The organism is Micromonospora inyonensis (genome assembly GCF_900091415.1).
Taxonomy (GTDB): Bacteria; Actinomycetota; Actinomycetes; order Mycobacteriales; family Micromonosporaceae; genus Micromonospora; species Micromonospora inyonensis.
In genome coordinates, this window is sequence record NZ_FMHU01000002.1 from 273741 (window position 1) to 291193 (window position 17453).

The 17453-nt window shown below is 72.6% G+C and carries 11 protein-coding genes; 9 read left to right on the top strand and 2 right to left on the bottom strand.

Features of this window, described 5'->3' with window-relative positions:
- Positions 1–103 precede the first annotated feature (103 nt).
- The 3 genes from GA0074694_RS16350 to GA0074694_RS32260 all read left to right on the top strand — a co-directional run bounded on the left by GA0074694_RS16350 (position 104) and on the right by GA0074694_RS32260 (position 2449).
- Positions 104–463 carry a VOC family protein gene (locus GA0074694_RS16350; RefSeq protein WP_091459520.1) on the top strand — a complete coding sequence of 120 codons (360 nt, stop codon included), beginning with the start codon at positions 104–106 and terminating at the stop codon, positions 461–463.
- A 5-nt stretch (positions 464–468) separates the two neighbouring features.
- On the top strand, positions 469–1719 hold the full coding sequence (locus GA0074694_RS16355) for a deoxyguanosinetriphosphate triphosphohydrolase (protein WP_091459521.1): 1251 nt from the start codon (positions 469–471) through the stop codon (positions 1717–1719).
- A gap of 256 nt (positions 1720–1975) precedes the next feature.
- A complete protein-coding gene (locus GA0074694_RS32260) occupies positions 1976–2449 on the top strand; it encodes a M23 family metallopeptidase (RefSeq protein ID WP_218105714.1) in 474 nt (157 codons plus the stop codon).
- A gap of 528 nt (positions 2450–2977) precedes the next feature.
- Here the strand turns inward: GA0074694_RS32260 and GA0074694_RS16365 are convergent.
- Positions 2978–4858 carry a glycerophosphodiester phosphodiesterase family protein gene (locus GA0074694_RS16365; protein WP_091463314.1) on the bottom strand — a complete coding sequence of 627 codons (1881 nt, stop codon included), beginning with the start codon at positions 4856–4858 and terminating at the stop codon, positions 2978–2980.
- A 46-nt stretch (positions 4859–4904) separates the two neighbouring features.
- Positions 4905–5585, bottom strand: a complete 681-nt coding sequence (locus GA0074694_RS16370; RefSeq protein WP_091459522.1) for a hypothetical protein — start codon at positions 5583–5585, stop codon at positions 4905–4907.
- A gap of 179 nt (positions 5586–5764) precedes the next feature.
- On the opposite strand from GA0074694_RS16370, the gene GA0074694_RS16375 reads away from it, so the two are divergent.
- From GA0074694_RS16375 to GA0074694_RS16400, 6 genes are all read left to right on the top strand, one after another.
- Complete coding sequence (locus GA0074694_RS16375) at positions 5765–6241, top strand: DUF4913 domain-containing protein (protein WP_245714997.1); 477 nt, start codon at positions 5765–5767, stop codon at positions 6239–6241.
- Positions 6242–6397: 156 nt separating this feature from the next.
- On the top strand, positions 6398–6937 hold the full coding sequence (locus GA0074694_RS16380) for a glycogen debranching N-terminal domain-containing protein (protein WP_176737970.1): 540 nt from the start codon (positions 6398–6400) through the stop codon (positions 6935–6937).
- Between the two features lie 231 nt (positions 6938–7168).
- Positions 7169–13651 carry a non-ribosomal peptide synthetase gene (locus tag GA0074694_RS16385; protein WP_176737971.1) on the top strand — a complete coding sequence of 2161 codons (6483 nt, stop codon included), beginning with the start codon at positions 7169–7171 and terminating at the stop codon, positions 13649–13651.
- An 82-nt stretch (positions 13652–13733) separates the two neighbouring features.
- Complete coding sequence (locus GA0074694_RS16390) at positions 13734–14567, top strand: phytanoyl-CoA dioxygenase family protein (RefSeq protein ID WP_176737972.1); 834 nt, start codon at positions 13734–13736, stop codon at positions 14565–14567.
- Positions 14568–14982: 415 nt separating this feature from the next.
- Positions 14983–16848, top strand: a complete 1866-nt coding sequence (gene dnaG / locus GA0074694_RS16395; protein WP_091459527.1) for a DNA primase — start codon at positions 14983–14985, stop codon at positions 16846–16848.
- Entirely contained in the window at positions 16849–17382 is a 534-nt protein-coding gene (locus tag GA0074694_RS16400) for a hypothetical protein (protein WP_091459528.1), read from the top strand.
- Positions 17383–17453: the final 71 nt, after the last annotated feature.

The following is a 17453-nucleotide window of genomic DNA, read 5'->3' on the forward strand; positions in this document are numbered from 1 at the left end:
GGTGGCCGGGCCGCCCCGGGCCTCGTCGTCGAGCCCCGGCGACGCGGCGGGCGTAACCTGTGCTGGCCGGTGACACCGCTGTCCCGCAGACGGAGGAGGGCGCATGACCAGCGTCTGGGAGAGCTTGACGATCGATGCCGAGGACCCGGCCCGGCTGGGCCGCTGGTGGGCCGAGGCGCTCGGCTACCAGGTCGTCCAGGAGCGACCCGACGGCGTGGAGATCCGCGGTGCGGCGCCACGGACACCCGCGATCGTGTTCGTCCCGGTCGCCGACGGCAAGACCGCGCGGAACCGGCTCCACCTCGACCTGCGTCCCGAGGACCAGGAGGCCGAGGTGGAACGGCTGGTCGACATGGGCGCGCGCCACGTCGACGTCGGGCGGGACGACCCCGGGTGGACGATGCTCGCCGACCCCGAGGGGAACGAGTTCCGCGTCCTGCGGCAGCGCGACCTGGCCGGCTGAGCGGCTTGGGCACCGACGTCGGCGGGGGACCGGCCCCGGCGGACCGCGAGCGGTGGGTGCCCGAGTCGCCCAAGGACACCGGCTACGGCCGCAGCCCGTACGAGCGGGACCGGGCGCGGGTGCTGCACTCTGCGGCGTTCCGGCGGCTCGCCGCCAAGACCCAGGTGCACACCGCCGGCACCGACGACTTCCTGCGGACCCGGCTCACGCACTCGCTCGAGGTGGCCCAGATCGCCCGTGAGATGGGCGCCCGGCTCGGCTGCGACCCCGACGTGGTGGACACCGCCGGGCTCGCCCACGACCTCGGGCATCCGCCCTTCGGGCACAACGGGGAGTCGGCGCTCGACGGCTTGGCCGCCGACTGCGGCGGCTTCGAGGGCAACGCGCAGACCCTGCGGGTGCTCACCCGGCTGGAGGCCAAGGTGCTCGGCCCGGACGGCCGTTCGGCCGGACTCAACCTGACCCGCGCCTCGCTCGACGCGGTCGCCAAGTACCCCTGGCCGCGTCGTGCCGGCGAGCGCAAGTTCGGGGTGTACCCGGACGACCGGGCCGTCTTCGACTGGCTGCGCCGTGGCGTGCCCGCCGACCGGCGACGCTGCCTGGAGGCGCAGGTGATGGACTGGGCCGACGACGTGGCGTACTCGGTGCACGACGTGGAGGACGGCATCCACGGCGGCTACCTGACGCTCCGGCCACTGCTGTGCGACGCCGACGAGCGGGCCGCCCTCTGCGCCGACGTCGCCGCCGTCTACTCCGCCGAGAGCGCCGCCGACCTCGGGGCAGTGCTGGTCGACCTGCTCGCCGACCCGGTGCTCGGGCCGGTCGTCGACTACGACGGCAGCCACCGGGCACAGGTCGCGCTGAAGGCGACGACCAGCACGCTGACCGGGCGGTTCGTGACGGAGGCGGTTCGCGCCACCCGGGACCGCCACGGCCCCGGCCCGCACCGCCGCTACGCCGCCGACCTGGTGGTGCCCCGGCGGATCCGTGCCCAGTGCGCGCTGCTCAAGGGCATCGCCCTGCGGTACGTGATGCGCCGCCCCGGCGCGGAGGCCCGTTACGCCCGGCAGCGGGAGGTCCTCGCCGAGCTGGTCCGGGTGCTCGCCGACCGGGGCGCGGACGCCCTGGACCCGGTCTTCGCCCCGCTGTGGCGGGCCGCCCCGGACGACCCCGCCCGACTGCGGGCGGTGGTCGACCAGGTCGCCTCGCTCACCGACCCGGCGGCGGTGGCCTGGCACGCCCGGCTGGTCGGTTGAGTCTGCGGTGGCCCGCCGCGCCCGGTCGGACGTGGGTTGCCCCGGGCCGGGGTGGTTGCAGGGGCCCCCTGCTCCGCAAAAAGCGGTAGCAGGGGTCCCCTGCTACCACCGAAGCCGACTGGGGCCAGCCGCCAACTTAGGTGAGTGGCGTCCGCAGCCCTTGATCGACGTTTATGATCGTCGATATATTGACCCTCCGTCCGGCACCTGGGCGGCACGTGACGGCCATCGCGGCCGGGACCGGAGGAGGGGCGCCATGTGCGAGACGGACCACGGGGTCGACCGGCGGACACTGTTGCGTGGGGCCGCGGCCGGCGCGGTGGTGCCGGGCGGCGCGGCGGTGGGCCTCGGCGGCGCGCTCGCGGTGGGTGCCCCGGCCCACGCCTCCGGCTTCTACAACCCGTTCACCGCCTACCCGATCTCCGACGGCTGGCAGGCGCACCTCGACCGGGGCTCCCTCGGCGGCATCGACTACGTGATGAGCGTGGGCACCCGGCTTCCGGCCTGCGGTGGCGGCACCATCCAGAACATCCCGTACAACGGCACCGGCGGGCACACCGTCACGATCTACCACCCCAACGGCTACCGCACCCAGTACATGCACCTGTCCGCGTTCAGCCTGAGCAACGGCGCGTCGGTCGGGGCCGGAGGCATCGTCGGGCTGCCGGTGGCGCGGCCGGTGCGCCCGGTTCCGGCTCCTCCACCGGCCCGCACGTGCACTGGCACATGATCGATCCGTCCGGCGTGCGGATCAACCCGCTCACCTACCTCGCCGGTCTCGGCGGCACGCTGCCGAAGACCTCCACCGAGTCCGACGGCATCCCCGGCCCGATCCTGTGGCAGCGGGCGCAGAACTGGCTGCGGATGGAGCACGGCTACACCGGACCGATCGACGGGGTGCCCGGACCGAACACCTACGCCGCCCTCCAGCGGGCGATGCGCGGGTACGGCTACACCGGCCCGATCGACGGCGTGCCCGGGACGCAGACCTGGGCGGCGGTGCAGCGGCTCGCCTCCCGCTGGGGCTACACCGGCCCGATCGACGGCGTGTGGGCCCCAACTCCTGGCGTGGCTTCGCCCGCTTCCTCAACCAGGACCGCTACGACCGCATCGCCTGACCGGCCCGCGTCGCGTGCCGGCGCCGGTAGGCGGCCCGGGGACGCCCCCCGTGCGGCTGGCGGCAACATCCGACGGCCGCCCGGACGGACCCGGGTGGCCGGACCGGGATGGCCCGGCCCGGTCACCCGGGTGGGGTGGGTCAGCGGTCGGCGAGGCTGCGGGCGTCGGCCGCGATCACGGCGGCCACCGCCGTCGGGACCTGCTTGCCGGCCTGCTGCTCGGCGTACGCGGCGAGCTGGTCGTACCGGCCGTCGGCCAGGAGGTTGAGCATCGCGTGCCGGGCGCCGGCCGCGGCCTCCGAGGCGAGCACCAGATGGGCCAGGCCGGTCGGGTCGGCGACCACGGTGAAGGTGGTGGTCACCGTGGTCCGGCCGCCCGGCCCGGTGGCCTCGACGCGGATCGTGTGCGCGCCGGCGGCGAGCCGGGTCGGGTCGAGCACCCGGCCCGGGGTGGCCGGCTCGCCGTCCAGGGTCACCGTGACGGCGTCCGCGTTACCGGTGACGACGCCGAGCACCGGGCGCTGGGCGCGGTCCAGCCGGGCCCCGTCGGCCGGCGAGGAGACGGTGACGGTCGGCCGCCCCAGCCCACCCTGGAGCTGTGCGGCGTTCCAACCGGCCAGCTCGGCGGGCCGGTTGGTGATGATGCCGTCCACGCCGTACCCCTCCAGCCGCTGCCAGGCGGTGGCCGAGTCCACCGTCCAGACCATCACCGCCACCCCGGCGGCGTGCAGGTCCGCGACCACCGACGGGTGCGCGACCAGGGCGGCGTCGCTCGGGTTGTACGCGGCCAGGCCCAGCTCCTTCGCCAGGGCGACCGGATCGGCGTCGAGGGTGCCGCGCAGCAGTCCCAACGGCAGTTCGGGGGCGAGCGCCCGGGTGTGCCGCAGGGTCTCCACGTCGAAGCTCTGCACGAAGACCCGGGTGGTCATCCGCTCGGCGCGGATCACCTCGACGATCCGGGCCACCTCGTCGCGGGTGTGCGCGCCCTTGATCTCCAGCAGCAGGTTGCCGCCCCGGTTCCGCAGGTCGGCGAGCTGCTCGGCGAGGGTGGGCAGCCGCGCGCCGACGAAGTGCGGGGCGAACCAGGATCCGGCGTCGAGCGCCTTGAGCTGCGCCGAGGTGAGGTTGCGGATCGCGCCGGTGCCGTCGGTGGTGCGGTCCACGGTGCCGTCGTGCAGCACGAACGGCACGCCGTCCTTGCTGGGCTGCACGTCGTTCTCGATCCAGTCCGACCCGGCCCGGCGGGCGACCTCCTGGGCGGCCAGGGTGTTCTCCGGGGCCGCCGCCGAGGCTCCCCGGTGGGCGATCACGGTCAGCGGGGCGCCGTCCGGGCGGAGCAGCCCGTTCGGGGCCAGCTCGGTGACCCTGACGTCGTCGAACGAGACGGTCGCGCCGTTGACCACCAGGGCCTGCCCACCGTCGGTGGAGCGCTGGAGGCTGCTGGTCCGCATGAGCTGACGCCCGTCGAGGAACCAGCGGGCCTGGTTGCCGTGCACCTCGATGGCGAGCTTGACGTCCCGCCCCGTCCCGGCCGCGTACGGCGCGGCGGTGGCGTTCGTGACGTTCCAGGCCCCGGCCGGGGTGAGCTGCGCGAATTCCAGCCCGTTCGCGGCCGTGCTGCCGCTGCGCATGGTGGCGATCCACCACGGGGTGGCACCGCTGGCCGGCACGTCGAGGCCGAGCGCCGTCCACCGGGTCGCCTCGTTGACCTTGTCGAAACGGACCGTCGCGGAGAACCGGAAGTGTTCGAGGTGCCGGCCGAAGGTGATCTTCCGGGTGCCGCTGGTGGCGGTGCCGACCAGCCGGCCGTCCACCACCTTCCAGTCCCCGTCGACCGCTCGCCAGCCGGCGGGGAGCGTGCCGCTGTCGAAGTTCTCGGCGACCGCGACGTCGCCCGGCTCGGCGCCAGCGGGGGTGGCTCCGCCCAGCGCGGTCAGCAGGCCACCGGCGACCACGAGCGTGGCCAGGCCGGCGACCGCGCGCCGCCGGGCCGAGGTCGGCCCGATCCTAGAAATGATCATGGTGGCCAACCTAGGGTCCGTCCGCGAACAGCCCCGTGACCTGCGGTTACTTCCGCGCGAACGGCTCGTGTACCGGGTCGACGTCAAGATGCAGGTCGGCACGACGGGCGAGCACCTCACCGACCAGCCGGGCGGACTGGGCCACCCGGCGGCGTACCACCGCCAGGTGCACGGCGACGGAGCCGGCGAGGGCCGCGACCGCGGCGACCACCGCGAGCCAGCCCGGTGCCACCGCCGCCAGTCCGGCCCCGGCGGCCACCGCCACCACCACGCTGTTGATCAGGCCGATGGTGCCGGCCTGGCCGACCAGGTCGCGCAGCCAGTGCCGGCGGAACGGCTCCGGCGCGAACGGTCCCGGGTCGTCGAGCGTCGGCATCATCAGGTACGGCGCCAGGTCCGGCGCGCGGCGGGCCAGGTACGTGCGCAGTACCGTCGCGGCGACCGCGTACCGCCGGCCCCGGGCGTTCAGCTCCACCTGTCGGGCGAAGACCGCGCTGCCCAGCAGTAGCACCAGCACGCCCAGCCCGGCCAGTACGGTCGGCCGGACCGCCCCGGCCGGCGTACCGGTGGTGACCAGGCCGGCGGAGACGGCGGTGGCGGCGGTGGCCACGGTCAGGAAGAAGGTGAACCGGGCCGTCGTCTGGTCGTCGATGGCGCGACTGGCCTCCCGCAGGTGCTCGTACTCGGCCAGCGCGATGGTCAGCGGTGCGTCCGGTTCCTCGGGCATGGTCCTCCGTCCGTTTCCGGCCCCCGAGCGTAGCCATGATCCACAACCCGGTAGCCCGGTAGCCCCGACGCGCATGCGGCATCGCCGAGGGCAGGCCGGCGGCGACCTCGACCAGTGGGTGCGCGAACCACCTCGTCCCCATCGTCGAGCGGCGGGTGGCCACCGGGGCCGGCGCTGGCATGTACTGGTGCCCCCGCTGGTGGGCCCACCCCGAGGCCGTCTCCCGTCTGCACGCCGGCTGGCAGGCATGGGACGCCCTACGCGCCTCCGACCCGACCGGCATGTCGGTCTGGTGGGTCCACCACGTTGATCCCCACCTCGATCGGCTGGCCGCCGAGTACGGGCCGTTGAACCGGTGCCGTCCCGACAAGCACGTCGACGCCACCACGCTGCCTGTCATCGCGGCACCGGATGACGTCCGCGCCGGTCTGCCGGACGGCACAGGGACACGGACCCCACCGCCACGGCGTGATCAGCATCGGACAGCCGTGCACAAGGCGTCGCCACCCTCCGTAGCCGCCGGGACATGCCAGAGCCGGCGTGAAGCACCACACCTCATCGCGTCCAGGCAAGACGCCCGTGCCGGTAGGGCAGTCGCCGTGCGGCCGATACCGGACGGAGCCCGCCGCCCGAAAGATTGCACCGTTCAGCAATGAATGGCTGGTTGGGGCGGCACTTCCACTGACCAGTCACTCAGCATCGTCCCCCCGGATGAGGGTCGACCCGGGCCATTGGATGGGAGACTGGTGAATGTGTCAGATGTACCGGACCGGACAAGCGAGCTCTCCGAGCGGGTGCAGGAGCAGCCGCAGATGCGGTCACCGTGCGTAAACGCCACGATCCGGATCGACCTCGAACGGGCCGGTGACATCCTCTCCGGGCAGATCACCGTGACCAACTACGCCCCGGAGCGGGTCGACCTGCTGGTCCGGCTCACCATCGAAACCGACTTCGCCGACCTCGCGGAGGTCCGCCTGGGCGAATTCCGCCCCCGGGAGGGCATCGTCGTGGACGTGGGCGACGACCGGCTCAGATCGACCTTCGAGCGGGGGCACTTCCGGCGGCAGGTGACGGTGTACTCCAGCCAGCCGGCCCAGGTCGACGTCGGTGGCATGATCTTCCACGTGTCGCTCGGGCCCGGCGAGGACTGGGGCGCCATGCCCTCTGCGGGCACGACCGGGCCCGCACCCGCCGGCCGGTGCCGTACCCGCGAGCGTGCAGCCCTCACGCCGTTTCGGCCGGCGCGACCATTCTGCTCTGCGTACCCTCCTCGGGCTGGAGCCGGAGGGCGATCACCTGCGCGCCGATCGAGGCGGGCTGGCTTCCCGGGTGGGCTGCCTGCGTTTCCTTGACTACGACCATAAGACGTTTCATGACGTGTTGCCTGTAGGACGCAAGATGCGAGGCGTTAGCAGCTGGTCAGTATGAGTCGAGGGGGCACGTTGCCGCACGATCATTCGTTTCACAATTCGGCCCCTGATCAGGCAGGGACAACCGCAGAGATCCAGCCCCTGCCGGACTGGTCCGGTCCCGAGGTCCCGCCGAACCTGATCCCGGCCGACTGCACCCGGATCACCCCGAACATGCTGCCGCTGGTCGACCTGAGCCAGCGGGAGATCGACGCGGTCGTCGCCACGGTCCCCGGCGGGGCGCCGAACGTCCAGGACATCTATCCCCTGGCCCCGATGCAGGAAGGGATCCTGTTCCACCACCTGACGGCCCGCGACAGTGACCCGCACCTGGTCACCAGCCTGATCGGCTTCGCCGACCGGGACCGGCTCGACCGCTACCGGGCCGCGCTGGAGGCCGTGATCGCCCGGCACGACATCCTGCGCACCGGGATCGTCTGGCAGGGCGTCAACGAGCCGGTCCAGGTGGTGTGGCGGCGGGTGCCCCTGCTGGTGGAGGAGGTCACGCTCGACCCGGCGGGCGGCGACCCGGGCCGGCAGCTGCGCGAACACTTCGATCGGCGGTACGGCCGCCTGCCCCTGGACCATGCCCCCCTGCTGCTGGTGGTCGCCCGCGACCCGCACGACGGCAGGTGGCTCGCCCTGGAGCTGATCCACCACATCATCGACGACACCTCGCTCAAGAAGCTCAACGCCGAGATCCAGGCACACCTGGCCGGTCAGGCCGACCGGTTGCCGCCACCGCTGCCGTTCCGCGACTTCGTCGCCCGGATCCGGCGCGGCGTCGACCGGGCGGCGCAGGAGGCGTTCTTCCGCGGGATGCTCGCCGACGTCGACGCACCGACCGCGCCCTTCGGCCTGCTCGACATCCACGGCGACGTCCGCGTCATGCGCGACGCCCGGGTACGCGTCGACGCCGGCCTGTCGCGGCGGCTGCGCGACCGGGCGCAGGCCCTCCAGGTCAGCGTGACCAGTCTCTTCCACGTCGCCTGGGCGCAGGTGCTGGCCCGGGCCAGCGGCCGCCGGGACGTGGTGTTCGGCACCGTGCTGTTCGGCCGGATGCAGGGCGGCGTCGGCAGCGACCAGATGCTCGGGCCGTTCATCAACACCCTCCCGGTGCGGGTCACCCTCGGCGGGACCGGCGCCGCGGACGCCGTGCGGCGCACCCACGAGACGCTGACGGAGCTGATCCGGCACGAGAACGCGCCGCCGGCGCTGGCCCAGTCGTGCAGCGGGGTGGCACCGCCCGCGCCGCTGTTCACCGCCCTGCTGAACTACCGGCACGCCGCGGTGCTGGCCAAGCCCGAGACCACGGCGACGGTCGGCGCGGACGACCTGACCTACCTGGCCGCCGAGGAGCGCGGCAACTACCCCCTCGCCCTGGACGTCGACGACCTGGGCGACGACTTCGTCCTGACGGTCGCCGCCACGGCCGAGATTCCGGCCGACCGCGTCTGCGCGATGGTCGAGCGGGCGCTGGAGACCCTGGCCGAGGCGCTGGAGCGGGCACCGGGCGCGGCGGCGGGCCGGCTCGACGTCCTGCCGCCCGCCGAGCGGCGCCGGCTGCTGGCGGACGGCAACGATTCGACCGTGGCGTACCCGCCGGGGCGGTGCGTGCACCACCTCGTCGAAACCCAGGCGGCGCGGGACCCGTACGCTGTGGCGCTCGTCCTCGACGACGAAGAGCTGACGTACGGCGAGTTGAACGCGCGGGCCAACCGGCTGGCGCACCACCTGCGCGACCGCGGCGTCGGCCCCGACCGGGTGGTCGCGATCTGCGTCGAGCGCTCGCTGGACACGGTGGTGACCCTGCTCGCGGTCCTCAAGGCCGGCGGCGCGTACCTGCCGTTGGACCCGGCCTACCCGGTCGACCGGCTCGCCCACATGCTGGCCGACAGCGCGCCCGTCGCGGCGCTGACCCACGGCCCGGCCCGCGACCGGCTGCACGCCGCGCTGGCCGGGACCGACACCCCCGTCGTCGACCTCGACCTCGACGCGGCGGCCTGGGCGGACCTGCCGGCGACCGGCCCGGTCGTCGCCGACCTGGCCCCGCACCACCTGGCGTATGTGATCTACACGTCCGGCACCTCCGGCGCCGCCAACGGGGTACTGGTGGAGCACCGACAGCTGGTGGCGGTCGCCGCCGCCTGGGAGCGCCTGTTCGACCTGCGCCCCGGCCTGACGCACCTGCAGATGGCCAGCTTCTCCTTCGACGTGTTCACCGCCGACGTGGTGCGCGCGCTGGGCTTCGGCGGGCGGCTCGTGCTCTGCCCGCGCCCGCTGCTGCTGGACAGCCCGGGCCTGTACGCGCTGCTGCGCCGGCACGACGTCGATTTCGCCGACTTCGTGCCGGCGGTGCTCAACCCGCTGATGGCGTACCTGGACGCCGTCGGCGGAACCCTCGCCGGCCTGGAGACGGTGGTCTGCGGCTCCGACGCGTGGACGGCGGCGAACGCCGTCCAGCTGCGGACGCTGTGCGGCCCGCGGGTGCGGATCGTCAACGCGTACGGCGTGACCGAGGCCGCCGTCGACAGCACCTGCCACCTGCTCCCCGCCGATGCGGCCGACGTGGTGCGCCTGCCGATCGGCCGGCCGCTGCCCAACGTGCGGGTCTACCTGCTCGACGCGGCCGGCGAGCCGGTGCCGGTCGGGGTGGTCGGCGAGATCTGGATCGGCGGCGCGGGCGTGGCGCGCGGCTACCTGAACCGGCCCGAACTGACCGCACAGCGCTTCACCGCCAGCCCGTTCGTGCCGGGTGACCGGCTCTACCGGACCGGTGACCTGGGCCGCCGGTTGCCGGACGGGCAGGTCGAGTTCCTCGGCCGGGACGACTTCCAGGTGAAGATCCGCGGCTTCCGGGTGGAACTCGGCGAGATCGAGGCCCGGCTGGCCGCCTGCCCGGGCGTCCGCGAGGCCGTCGTCGTCGCCCGCCCCGACACCAGCGGCCACCAGCGGCTCATCGCCTATCACCTGGCCGCCGCCGGGCAGCCGGCGACCGCCGCCGAGCTGCGCGACCGGCTCGCCGCCGAGCTGCCCGAGTACATGGTGCCCGCGGCGTACGTCCACCTCGCCGCGTGGCCGCTGACGCCCAACGGCAAGCTCGACCGGGCGGCCCTGCCGGCGCCGGACGGGGAGGCGTTCGGCCAGCGCGGCTACGCCGAACCGGTGGGCCTGTTGGAGACGATGGTCGCCGGGATCTGGGCGGAGGTGCTGGGCGTCGAGCGGGTCGGCCGCCACGACGACTTCTTCGCCCTGGGCGGCCACTCGCTGCTCGCCATGCGCCTGGTGTCGAAAATCCGGCAGGCGCTGGGCTGGGAGGTGTCGCCAGCGGCGGTCTTCGCGGCACCGGTGCTGTCCACGTTCGTCGCTCGGCTGACGCCGGACGGCCGGGACGTGCTGCCGCCGATCCGCCCGGTCGACCGCGCCGGGGCGCTGGAGCTGTCGTTCGCGCAGCAGCGGTTGTGGTTCCTGGAACGCCTGGGCAGGGTCAGCCTGGCCTACCACCTGCCACTGACACTCCAACTGGACGGCTGGCTCGACCGCGACGCCCTCACCTCCGCCCTGGACGCCCTCGTCGCCCGCCACGAAGCCCTCCGCACCCGCTTCGTCACCAACGGCGCCGACGCCTACCAATACATCGACCCACCCGACGTCGGCCTCACCCTCCACACCTACGACCTCACCGGCCGCACCGACGCCGGCAACCGTCTGGCCCAGATCCGGGACGAAGAAGCCGCCACCCCGTTCGACCTCACCACCGGCCCCCTCATCCGCGGCCGACTCGTCACCCTCGCCCCCGACCGACACATCCTCCTACTCACAATGCACCACATCGCTGCCGACGGCTGGTCCATGGGCGTCCTCACCCGCGACCTCAGCACCCTCTACACCGCATTCCACCAGCACCAGCCCAACCCACTGCCACCACTGGCCGTCCAATACGCCGACTACGCCACCTGGCAACGCCAATGGCTCTCCGACACCACCCTCACCCGCCAGAAAACCTACTGGCGCCACACCCTCACCGACGCCCCCACACTCCTGGAACTACCCACCGACCGGCCCCGACCCGCCGAACAGGACCACCACGGCGCCCACCTGCCCGTCGAATTCGACACCGACCTCACCGCCGCCCTGCACACCCTCACCCATCACACCGGCGGCACCCTGTTCATGACCCTCCTCACCGGCTGGTCCATCGTCCTGTCCCGCCTCGCCGCACAGCACGACCTCGTCATCGGCATCCCCACCGCCAACCGACGCCGCACCGAACTCGAAGACCTCATCGGCTTCTTCGTCAACACCCTCGCTCTCCGCGTCAACCTCGACGGGGACCCCACCGTCACCCAACTACTCCACCGCGTCCGCGACCTGTCACTGGCCGCCCTCGAACATCAGGACCTGCCCTTCGAACAGGTCGTCGAGATCGTCAACCCCACCCGCAACCTCGCCCACGCGCCCCTGTTCCAGGTCATGTTCGCCTGGCAGAACAACGAGGAAAACGACCTCGACCTGCCGGGCATCGACGTCACCACCCTGCCCACCGCCCACCCCAGCGCCATGTTCGACCTCAACCTCTCCCTCACCGAACACGACGGCCGGATCACCGGCACTTTCGAATACGCCACCGCCCTGTTCGACCGCACCACCGCCCACCAACACACCCGCTACCTCCACCACGTACTCACCCAGATGGCGGAGCAGCCCGACCAGCCCATCAGCGAACTGTCCCTGATGGATGGACGGCAGCGGCAGCGGCTGGTGCGCCAGGGCTCCACGTCGCCGGTGGCGCAGGGCATCCGGGCGCGCTTCGAGGATCGGGCGGCGGCTAACCCCGAGGCGATCGCGGTGACGTTCAAGGGACGGTCGCTGCCCTACGGCGACCTGAACACCCGCGCCAACCAACTCGCACACCACCTACGCGACCTCGGCGTCGGCCCCGACTCGCTGGTCGCGGTCTGCCTGCGCCGGTCGCCGAACCTGATCGTCGCGCTGCTGGCCATCCTCAAGGCCGGCGGCGCGTACCTGCCCCTCGACCCGGCCTACCCCGCCCCGCGGCTCGCGTACATGCTGGACGACAGCGCGCCGGTCCTCCTGCTCACCGACGCCGACACCGCGACCGTCACCGAGGTCGCCGGCGCGCTGCCTGCCGTCAACCTCGCCACGGACGGCGAACGCTGGGCCGGGCAGCCCACCGACGACCCCAGCCCGGTCGCCGGGCCCGACCACCTCGCGTACGTCCTTTACACCTCCGGCTCCACGGGCCGGCCGAAGGGCGTGGCGCAGACCTGGCGTTGCCTCGACAACCTGATCGACTGGCAGCTCCGGTACGCCGCGCCCGGCAGCCCGGCACCGGAGCGGGTGCTGCAGTTCGCCTCGATCAGCTTCGACATGTCCGCCCACGAGATCTGGAGCACCCTGTGCCAGGGCGGCACGCTGGTGCTGATCGACGAGGAACAAGCCAGGGACCTCGGCGGGCTGCGCCGCCTCATCGCCGAACAGGGCGTACGGCGCGCGTTCCTGCCGACGGCGGTGCTGCACCAGCTGGCGGGCCTGACCACGGACGAACCCCCGCTCGCGTCCGGCTGCGAGATCGTCACCTCCGGCGAGGCGCTGCGGATCGACGACAGCGTCCGCGCCCTGCTCGTGGGCCTCGGCGGCGGATACCTCTACAACCACTACGGCCCGACCGAGACGCACGTGGTCAGCCAGTACGCCCTGGCCACCGCCGACGCGGCCAGCTGGCCGGCGCTGCCGCCGATCGGCCGGCCGATCGCCAACGCGCGATTCTACGTGCTCGACGACCGGCTCGACCCGGTGCCGGACGGGGTGCTCGGCGAGCTGTGGATCGGCGGCATCGCTCTGGCTCGGGGCTACCTGAACCGGCCTGCGCTGACGGCGGAACGGTTCCGCCCCGACCCGTACGCGGGGCCGGGCGAGCGGATGTACCGCAGCGGCGACCTGGTCCGCCGCCGGGCCGACGGCGTGATCGACTTCGTCGGCCGCGCCGACGACCAGGTCAAGGTACGCGGCTTCCGGGTCGAGCCGGGCGAGATCGAGAGCGCCCTGCGGGACGTCCCCGGCGTACGCGAGGCGGCCGTCCTGTTGCGCGAGGACTCGCCCGGCGACCCGCACCTGGTCGGCTACCTGGTCGGCGACGCCACCGCCGAGGCGGCCCGCGACCACCTGCGGCTGCGGCTGCCCCAGTACATGGTGCCGACCCGCTGGACGGTGCTGGACCGGCTGCCGCTGACCGCCAACGGCAAGCTCGACCGCCGCGCCCTGCCGGCGCCGGACCAGGCGGACGACGCCGCCTACGTCGCGCCGCGCGACGGGCGGGAGGCCGAGCTGGCCGCCATCTGGGCGGAGGTGCTGCGCCGCGACCGCGTCGGGGCGTACGACAACTTCTTTGCCCTCGGCGGGCACTCGCTGCTGGCCTCGCGGCTCGTTCACGCCGTCAATCAGCGCATGTCGGCGCAGCTGTCGCTGCGTACCCTGTTCCGCACGCCGGTCCTGGCCGACCTGGCGGCCGAGCTGGCGCGGCACGACGCCCCCGCCGCCGTGGCCTTCGCGTCGCTCACCCCCGACCCCGCCGCCCGCCACGAGCCGTTCCCGCTCACCGACATCTGTACGGGGGACTCTACAAACAATGGCTGATCGACCGATCAAGGGAGAGGCGCCTGCTGTCGCAACGGCTTCCACAGCAGTGCGAGCCGGTGGAGAAATGAGGAGGAGCACCGTGGCTGACGTCGTGGCTGATCTTGACCAGTATCGGGAGCAGGGCTGGTTGATGGCCGACTTTTCGCTGGATGACGATCTCCTGGAGGCGCTGCGCGAGGGCATCCTGCGGGTGTCCGCGCAGCGGCGATCCGAGGTCGTCTTCGAGAGTGGCACCGATGTCGTTCGCGCCGTGCACGGATGTCACATGTACGATCCGTTCTTCGGTCGCATCGTCCGGCATCCGCAGTTCGTGCAACTCGCCCAGGCAATCCTCGGCGAAGACGTTTATCTGTACCAGTTCAAAATCAATATGAAGCTGCCTTTCGAGGGTGCGGCTTGGCCGTGGCACCAGGACTTCACGTTCTGGCACAACGAGGACGGGATGGCGCTACCCAAGGCTGTCAACCTGATGGTGTTCATAGACGACGCGCACGAAGCCAACGGGCCGCTGAGGCTGATTCCCGGAACACACGTCGTCCTCGAGGACTTGGCGGGCGGTAACGAGCGGCGCGCAGACTGGCGGAGCCATGTCTCCGCTGACCTCGCGTACACCATCCCGGCCGAGATCGTGAAGCAACTGGTGGCAGAGCGAGGTGAGCAGATACTTCTCGCGCCGGCCGGGAGGGTCTGTGCCTTTCATCCGAGCCTCGTCCATGCCTCGTCGAGTAACCTGTCAGCGGATCGCCGCGCGATGATGATCCTCACCTATAATGCGGTGAGCAACGCGCCTGCATCGCCGACCCGGCCCGAATTCCTGGTTAACCGAGATGCAACTCCGCTGCCTGTGGAGCCGCTGTCCGAATGGCTGCGTAGCCTTGCAGTGTGCGGCGAGTATCGCCGCCGTTCACTGTAACCCCTCCATCGCCGACAGACCCTCTGCGAGCCGGACCTGCGCGATCGACGTGTCTCGCCGTAACGCAACGCCCCGAACTGGTTACCCGACAGTCTCTGAGAGGCGGAGCATGGTGACGATTTTTTCGCATCGCGGCTCCTTCGAGTGTGAAACGTCGGTAGAAAGTTGGAGTCCTGTGCTTTTCATGGTCGGGGGATGAGGGTTCTGGTGCCCACAGATCGCGTCGACTGTCCCTGAGCACCTCGAACTCGCATCGCTGTACAGGGCAGGTAGGCAAGGGGGGAGCAGCCGGTTGAGTTGATCGCCGCTTTCTGCTCGGATCACCCGACCCCGGCAGGAGTCCGTCACACGCCGTGCCCCCGCCGGGCCGATCCCGGGCCGCGCAGGGCAGGATGTACGCCGGAGGAGGTGGCCGATGGCTGGGCGGATCCGGGACGAGGACATCGCGCTGGTACGCGAACGCACCTCGATCGCGGACGTCATCTCCGAGACGGTGACGCTGAAGTCGGCCGGCGGCGGCAACCTCAAGGGCCTCTGCCCGTTCCACGACGAGAAGAGCCCGTCGTTCAACGTCTCGCCGGCCCGCAACGTCTTCTACTGCTTCGGCTGCGGCGCGGGCGGCGACGCGATCAAGTTCCTGATGGACGCCGACCACCTCAGCTTCGTCGAGTCGGTCGAGCGGCTCGCCGACCGCGCCGGCATCCAGCTGCGCTACGTCGAGGACGGCAAGCCCGCCCCCCGCCTCCGGCAGCAGCAGGGGCAGCGGCAGCGCCTGGTCGCCGCGCACGCCGCCGCCGTCGAGTTCTACACCGCGCAGCTCACCACCGCCGGGGCGCGTCCGGCCCGCGAGTTCCTCGCCGAGCGCGGCTTCGACCGGGCCGCCGCCGAGCGGTACGGCTGCGGCTTCGCCCCGGACGCCTGGGACCTGCTCACCAAGCACCTGCGTCAGCAGGGCTTCAGCCACGACGAGCTGGTCACCGCCGGGCTGTCCCGGCCGGCCCGCTCCGGTTCGCTGATCGACCGGTTCCGCCGCCGGCTGCTCTGGCCGATCCGGGACCTCAGCGGCGACGTGATCGGCTTCGGCGCGCGCAAGCTCTTCGCCGACGACGACGGCCCGAAGTACCTGAACACCCCCGAGACCCCGATCTACAAGAAGTCGCACGTGCTCTACGGCATCGACCAGGCCAAACGGGAGATCGCCAAGCAGGGCCGGGTGGTCGTGGTCGAGGGGTACACCGACGTGATGGCCTGCCACCTGGCCGGCGAGACGACCGCCGTGGCGACCTGCGGCACCGCGTTCGGCGCGGACCACATCGGGGTGCTGCGCCGGCTCCTGCTGGACAGCGACGACGTGGCCGGCGAGATCATCTTCACCTTCGACGGGGACGCCGCCGGGCAGAAGGCCGCGCTGCGCGCCTTCTCCGACGACCAGCGCTTCGTCGGGCGGACCTTCATCGCGGTCAGCCCGGACAACATGGACCCGTGCGAGCTGCGGCTGGCAAAGGGGGACCTGGCCGTGCGGGACCTGGTCGCCCGCCGCGAGCCGCTTGTCGACTTCGCGCTCCGGCACGTGATCAGCCGGTACGACCTGGACACCGTCGACGGCCGGGTGGAGGCGATGCGCCGCGCCGCCCCGCTGGTCGCCAAGCTCAAGGACGCCGAGAAGCGCCCGGAGTACGTCCGCAAGCTCGCCGGTGACCTCGGCATGGAGATCGAACCGGTGCAGCGGGCGGTGCTCGCCGCCGGGGCCGCCCCGACCGGCCGGGAGGCGTCGCGCTCCGCACCGGCCCGGCGGGAGCCGGCCGTGGACAGCCCGCAGTCGATGGTCGAGCGGGAGGCGCTGAAGCTGGCCCTCCAGGAGCCGGTGCTCGCCGGTCCGATGTTCGACGCGGTCGGCGCGGACGAGTACCGCCACCCGGTCCACCAGGTGGTGCGCGCGGCGGTCGCGGAGGCCGGCGGGGTGTCCTCGGCGACCGGCGGCGCGGTCTGGGTCGGCCGGGTCCAGGACGCCTGCGCCGATCTCGCCGCGCAGGCCCTCGTCGCGGAGCTGGCCGTGGAACCGCTGCGGATCGACGGCGAGCCCGACCCGAGGTACGTCTCGATCACTCTCGCCCAGTTGCAGTGGGGGTCGGTGACCAGCCGGATCAAGGACCTCAAGTCCAAGATCCAGCGGGTGAACCCGGTGGCGCACAAGGACGAGTACTTCGCGCTCTTCGGCGAGCTGCTCTCGCTGGAGCAGCACGCCCGGGCGTTGCGCGAACAGGCCGCGGGAGGACTGTAGATGGGACTGTTCAACCGCCGGCCGAAGCTGCCCGTCCGGCACCGGCCGGAACTGGCCGCCGACGAGCGGGTCCTCGCCTGGGCCGGGGTGGGTGACGGCGGGGAAGCCGCCGCGGTCGCCACCAACCTGGGGCTCTGGCTGCCCGGCCGGACCGCGCGGCTGGGCTGGCACGACATCCTCAAGGCGGTCTGGTCCGGACGGGAACTGACCGTCACCCCGGCCGAGCCGGTCGCCGAGCGGGACGGGTACCTGGTAATCGCCGACGCGCCCACCGAGACCTTCCTCCTCCTGGACCCGGGGGAGCTGCCGCACCAGGTCCGCGCCCGGGTGACCAAGTCCGTGGCGTACACCGAACACCAGCCGGTGCCCGGCGGCGCGGGCCGGATCGCCGCCCGCCGGGTGCCCGGCGTCGACGGCCTGACCTGGACGGTCCGCTACGACCCCGGCACCCCGGCCGACGACCCGGAGGTGGTCGCCGAGACCGACCGCCTGGTGGCCGCCGCGCGGGTCGCCACCGCCCCCGGTTCGCTGTAGGGGACGTGGTGGCCGCCGCCTCCGGTCGAGGACCCGGAAAAGGGGTGGGGCCGGTCGGAGGGGCCGGCTAG